Genomic DNA, 4,854 nt, shown 5'->3' on the forward strand with positions numbered 1-4,854 from the left:
TAGCCCGCGAACGGCGGGCACCAGTCCTCCAGCAGCCGCACCAGGCGGCCTGCCTCGATGTGCGCCGTCACCTCGTCCTCGGGCAGCAGCGTGATCCCCAGGCCGGCCAGCGCCGCATCCACCTGGGGCTGCGTGGTGTTGAAGATCAGCTGCCCGTCCACGCGCACGTTCAGCCTGCGCCCCTTGCGCTCGAAGTCCCACACGTAGAGCCCGCCGGACGTGGGCATGCGCTGGTTGATGCAGTTGTGCGCCGTGAGGTCGTGGGGCGTGCTGGGCGCCGGGCGATCCGCCAGGTACGCCGGCGCGGCCACCACCGCCATGCGCAGCGGCGGGCCGAGCGGCACGGCGATCATGTCCTTGTCGATCGTGCTGCCCAGGCGCACGCCCGCATCGAAGCGGTCGGCCACGATGTCGCGCAGTCCGTAGTTCACATCGAACTCCAGCGCGATGTCGGGGTACTCGCGCAGCAGCGGCGCCAGCCTGGGCAGCAGGAGGGTGTGCAGCACGTTGTCGCCGCAGGTGATGCGCACGGTGCCCGAGGGCTTGTCGCGCAGCTCGGTCAGCGCGTCCAGCTCGGCCTCGATCTCGTCGAAGCGATGGCCGATCGCGTTCAGAAGCCGCTCGCCCGCCGCCGTGGGCGAGACGCTGCGCGTGGTGCGGGTCAGCAGCCGGATCCGAAGCCGCGCCTCCAGGCCGCTGATCGCCTGGCTCAGCGCCGACTGCGTCACCCCCAGCAGCGCCGCGGCGCGCGTGAAGCTGCCCTCGCGCGCGATGGTGACGAAGGACAGGAGGTCGTTGAGGTTGCGTCTGGCCATGAGGCAGTCTCGCATGCAGGGCGGGGATTCGATTAGTCTAGCTAATAATGCCTTTAAGCATTCATTAGCTAGTCAGGACCGGCCTCGACGGGGATCATTCGAGGCATGGAAACGCCTGCACCCACGACGACGCACCGGCCGAGGCGCGCGGCGCTGGCGCTGCTGGCCGGGCCGATCCTCGGGCTGGCAGCGTGCGCATTCGGCGGCCATGCCATGGCCCAGACGCCGCGCGGCACTCCGTCCGCGCCGCCGAAGGAATCCACCATGAAGATCCGCCTGATCGTCGGCGACAAGGTCGCCACCGCCACGCTGTACGAGAACGCCACCGCCAGGGATTTCGCATCGCTGCTGCCGCTGTCCCTGACGATGACGGACTACGACACCATCGAACGCGTCTCCGACCTGCCGCGCAGGCTCTCCGTGCAGGGCGCCCCCGAGGGCATTGCGCCCGCGGCCGGTGAACTGACCCACTACGCGCCGTGGGGCAACCTGGCGGTCTTCGTCGAGCCGCGCTCCTATTCGCGCAGCCTGCTGCCGCTGGGCAAGGTCGACGAAGGCCTCGCCGTCCTGTCCCAGCCCGGCCCGTACAAGCTGCGCATCGAACGGGTCACGCCCTGAACCGTCTCCGCGCGGCAGCGATCCGCATGAAAGGAATACCCATCATGACCAAGACCATCGAGACGAGCAGCGACGTCGCCATGCTGGATGTTGCCGACGTCGGCCGCCGCAGCTTGCTGAAGATGACCGGCACGGGAATCGCCGCCCTGGGCGTCGGCGCCGTCGTCGCAGGCCCGGCCATGGCGCAGTCGGCAGTGAAACTCACCGACAAGTGGGACAAGGTGTTTCCCAAGAGCGACAAGGTGAACCACAGGAAAGTCACCTTCAGGAACCGCTACGGCATCACCCTGGCCGGAGACCTGTACCAGCCCAAGAACGCGAGCGGCAAGCTCGCGGCGCTTGCCGTGGGCGGCCCGTTCGGCGCCGTGAAGGAACAATCCTCCGGCCTGTACGCGCAGACCATGGCCGAGCGCGGCTTCGTCACCCTGGCCTTCGACCCCTCCTACACCGGCGAGAGCGGCGGCGAGCCGCGCAACGTCGCCTCGCCCGACATCAGCGTCGAGGATTTCAGCGCGGCGGTGGATTGCCTGGGCCTGCTGTCGAACGTGGACCGCGAGCGCATCGGCATCGTCGGCATCTGCGGCTGGGGCGGCATGGCACTGAGCGCCGCGGCCGTGGACAAGCGCGTCAAGGCCGTCGTCGCCAGCACCATGTACGACATGACGCGCGTCATGTCCAAGGGCTACGACGACAGCATGACCCCGGCGCAGCGCGCGCAGGCGCTGGAGCAGTTGGGCCGGCAGCGCTGGAAGGACGCGGAGGCCGGCAAGCCCGCCTACCAGCCGCCCTACAACGAGCTGAGGGACGGCGAGGCACCGTTCCTGGTCGAGTACCACGACTACTACCGAACGAAGCGCGGCTACCACCCGCGGGCGGTCAACTCCGGCAACGCCTGGACGGTCACCACGCCGCTGCCGTTCATGAACCTGCCGATCCTCACCTACATCCGGGAGGTTGCGCCGCGGCCGATCCTCCTGGTCCATGGCGAAAAGGCGCATTCGCGCTACTTCAGCGAAACCGCCTACGCCGCGGCGGCGGAGCCGAAGGAACTCGTGATCGTTCCGGGAGCCGTCCACGTGGACCTGTACGACCGGATGGACAAGATCCCGTTCGACAAGTTGACGGCGTTCTTCCAGAGGAACCTGACGGCTTCGGCGTAGGGCCCCGGGCGCGCCCGCCGCGCCCCTTGCATTCGCATGCCCCTGACCGCGCACGTCCCGGCGGACGGCGCAGCGCTGCCTGTCGAGCGACAGAAGAAGAAAAGCACTCCATGACTGCCACCAGTATCGACGCTGAGGTTCGATCGCACGAAGAACGGTGCGTTCAAGTACTGGGAGCTCGAACGCTGCCTCAACGAGCAAGCGAGCCCGATCGACAAGGACACGGCCAACAATCTTCGTTTCTTGATCGGACTTCGGCACGAAATCGAGCATCAGATGACGAGATCTCTCGACAACTACCTCAGTGGGAGGTACCAAGCCTGCGCGCTGAACTACAACGATTACGTCAAGAAGCTCTTCGGCAAGTCCCATGGGCTCGACACCCACTTGACGTACAGCATCCAATTCGTCGAGCTGTCAGAGACCCAGCTGGGAGGCCCTTCGCCTCAAGTTCCGGAGAGGCTGCGGGCGTACATTGCGGAGTTCGATGCCGCGCTCAATCACGATGAGTACAACAGCCCTCGCTTCGCATATCGCCTACTGTTCAAGAAAAAGCTTGTAAACAGGCCGGGGCAAGCCGATCGCGTCGTCGAGTTCATCGATCCAAAGTCGGAACTCGCCAAGACGATCGACAAGGAGTTCTGGGTGAAGAAGGAGGTCGAGCGGGCCAAGTACCTGCCCTCGCGTGTGGCAGAAGAAGTAAGGAAGGCGGGCTTCACGCGCTTCCGCACGCAACCGGAACACGTCGACATGTGGAAGGCAGAAAACGCTAAGGACCCAGCGAAGGGCTACGGCGCCCAGGTAGAGGGGGCTTGGTACTGGTACGACACTTGGATCGCCCGGTGCATCGAACTCTGCACTGCGGCTGGCGACCAATACAAGTAGATTGCCACCAGCTCCCGTGCCATCTCACCCAGTCGCACTGCCGGCGGATGGGTAAACGGATGGGGCGGAATACCGAACTGACCGAGTGTCGATGAGAAACATCAACAACTGGCGGAGAGTGTGGGATTCGAACCCACGGACGGTTGCCCGTCGGCAGTTTTCAAGACTGCTGGTTTAAACCACTCACCCAACTCTCCGAGGCAGCGGATTCTAGGAGGACAGGAACATCTCCTGCAGATCGCTCAGGAAATCGAAGCCGCGCGGCGTCGGCCACACGCGATGCAGGTCGCGCGCCACCAGACCGCGGCGTTCGGCCTCTTCCAGCGGGCGCTGGATGGCGCTGACCGGCAGGCCGGTGCGTTCGCTGAACTGCACCAGCGTGAAGCCCTGCGCCAGCCGCAGCGCGTTGAGCATGAACTCGAAGGGCAGTTCGGCCAGCGCGACGTCCTCGCTGCTCGCCACGGCCTGCCCGGTGAGCGCCTTCTCCAGGTACGAGCGCGGGTCGCGCCAGCGCGTCTGGCGCACGATGCGGTGCGCGAAGCTCAGCTTGCCGTGTGCACCGGCGCCAACGCCCAGGTAGTCGCCGAACTGCCAGTAGTTGAGGTTGTGCGTGCACGCGTGTCCCGGCCGCGCATAGGCCGAGACTTCGTAGCGCCTCATGCCCGCGGCCGCGGTGTGCTCGGTGATGTGGTCGAGCATGGACCAGGCGAGGTCCTCGTCGGGCAGCGCGGGCGGGTACTTGGCGAAGACGGTGTTGGGCTCCACCGTGAGGTGGTAGACCGACAGGTGCGGCGGCTGCAGCGCGAGCGCCTGCGCTAGGTCGGCCTGCAGGCCCGCCAGCGTCTGCCCGGGCAGCGCGTACATGAGGTCGAGGTTGAAGGTGTCGAAGGCGGCTGCGGCCTCCTCCACCGCCGCGATGGCCTGCGCGCGGTCGTGCACGCGGCCCAGGGCCTTCAGGTGCGCGTCGTCGAAGCTCTGCACGCCGACCGACAGCCGCGTGACGCCCGCGGCCCGGAAGGCACGGAAGCGGTCGCGCTCGAAGGTGCCGGGGTTGGCTTCGAGCGTGATCTCGCAGCCGGGCTCCAGCACCAGCCGCGCGCGCACCGCGCCGAGCAGGCGGTCGATGGCCTCGGGCGAGAACAGGCTGGGCGTGCCGCCGCCGAGGAAGACGCTGGTCACCGGCCGCCCCCACACCAGCGGCAGCGCGGCCTCCAGGTCGGCGATCAGCGCGTCGACGTACTGTGCCTCGGGCAGCGGCGCATCGCCCTCGCCCCGGTCCCGCCACTCGTGCGAGTTGAAGTCGCAGTACGGGCACTTGCGCAGGCACCAGGGCAGGTGGATGTACAGCGCCAGCGGCGGCAGCGCGGCCAGTTGCA

General features: G+C 67.1%; 5 protein-coding genes and 1 tRNA gene. 3 read left to right on the forward strand and 3 right to left on the reverse strand.

Going from position 1 to position 4,854, the window contains the following annotated elements; translation table 11 throughout:
- Positions 1–815: LysR family transcriptional regulator (locus tag ACIY1X_RS21305; protein ID WP_399684471.1), on the reverse strand; the 815-nt coding region annotated here is incomplete at its 3' end.
- A gap of 105 nt (positions 816–920) precedes the next feature.
- Here ACIY1X_RS21305 and ACIY1X_RS21310 point away from each other — a divergent pair.
- The 3 genes from ACIY1X_RS21310 (at position 921) to ACIY1X_RS21320 (ending at position 3,478) form a co-directional block, all read left to right on the forward strand.
- On the forward strand, positions 921–1,433 hold the full coding sequence (locus ACIY1X_RS21310; RefSeq protein WP_399684474.1) for a cyclophilin-like fold protein: 513 nt from the start codon (positions 921–923) through the stop codon (positions 1,431–1,433).
- 44 nt (positions 1,434–1,477) lie between these two features.
- Positions 1,478–2,593 (forward strand): alpha/beta hydrolase, encoded by a 1,116-nt coding sequence (locus ACIY1X_RS21315; protein WP_399684476.1) that lies wholly within the window; start codon positions 1,478–1,480, stop codon positions 2,591–2,593.
- A gap of 132 nt (positions 2,594–2,725) precedes the next feature.
- The gene (locus ACIY1X_RS21320; RefSeq protein ID WP_399684496.1) at positions 2,726–3,478 is read left to right on the forward strand and encodes a DUF3644 domain-containing protein; all 753 of its coding nucleotides are present in this window, start codon (positions 2,726–2,728) and stop codon (positions 3,476–3,478) included.
- Between the two features lie 109 nt (positions 3,479–3,587).
- On the opposite strand, the gene ACIY1X_RS21325 is transcribed toward ACIY1X_RS21320, so the two are convergent.
- Positions 3,588–3,675: transfer RNA gene (locus ACIY1X_RS21325), tRNA-Ser, on the reverse strand.
- 13 nt (positions 3,676–3,688) lie between these two features.
- The coding region (gene hemW / locus ACIY1X_RS21330) for a radical SAM family heme chaperone HemW (protein WP_399684479.1) at positions 3,689–4,854 on the reverse strand (1,166 nt) is incomplete at its 5' end.

The sequence above is a fragment of the Xenophilus sp. genome, assembly GCF_044462705.1.
Taxonomy (GTDB): Bacteria; Pseudomonadota; Gammaproteobacteria; order Burkholderiales; family Burkholderiaceae_C; genus Xenophilus; species Xenophilus azovorans.

What these genes read in the sequence shown, in the direction of transcription:
- ACIY1X_RS21310 (WP_399684474.1), top strand. Translation starts at nt 921, where the DNA reads ATGGAAACGCCTGCACCCACGACGACGCACCGGCCGAGGCGCGCGGCG.
- ACIY1X_RS21315 (WP_399684476.1), top strand. Translation starts at nt 1,478, where the DNA reads ATGACCAAGACCATCGAGACGAGCAGCGACGTCGCCATGCTGGATGTT.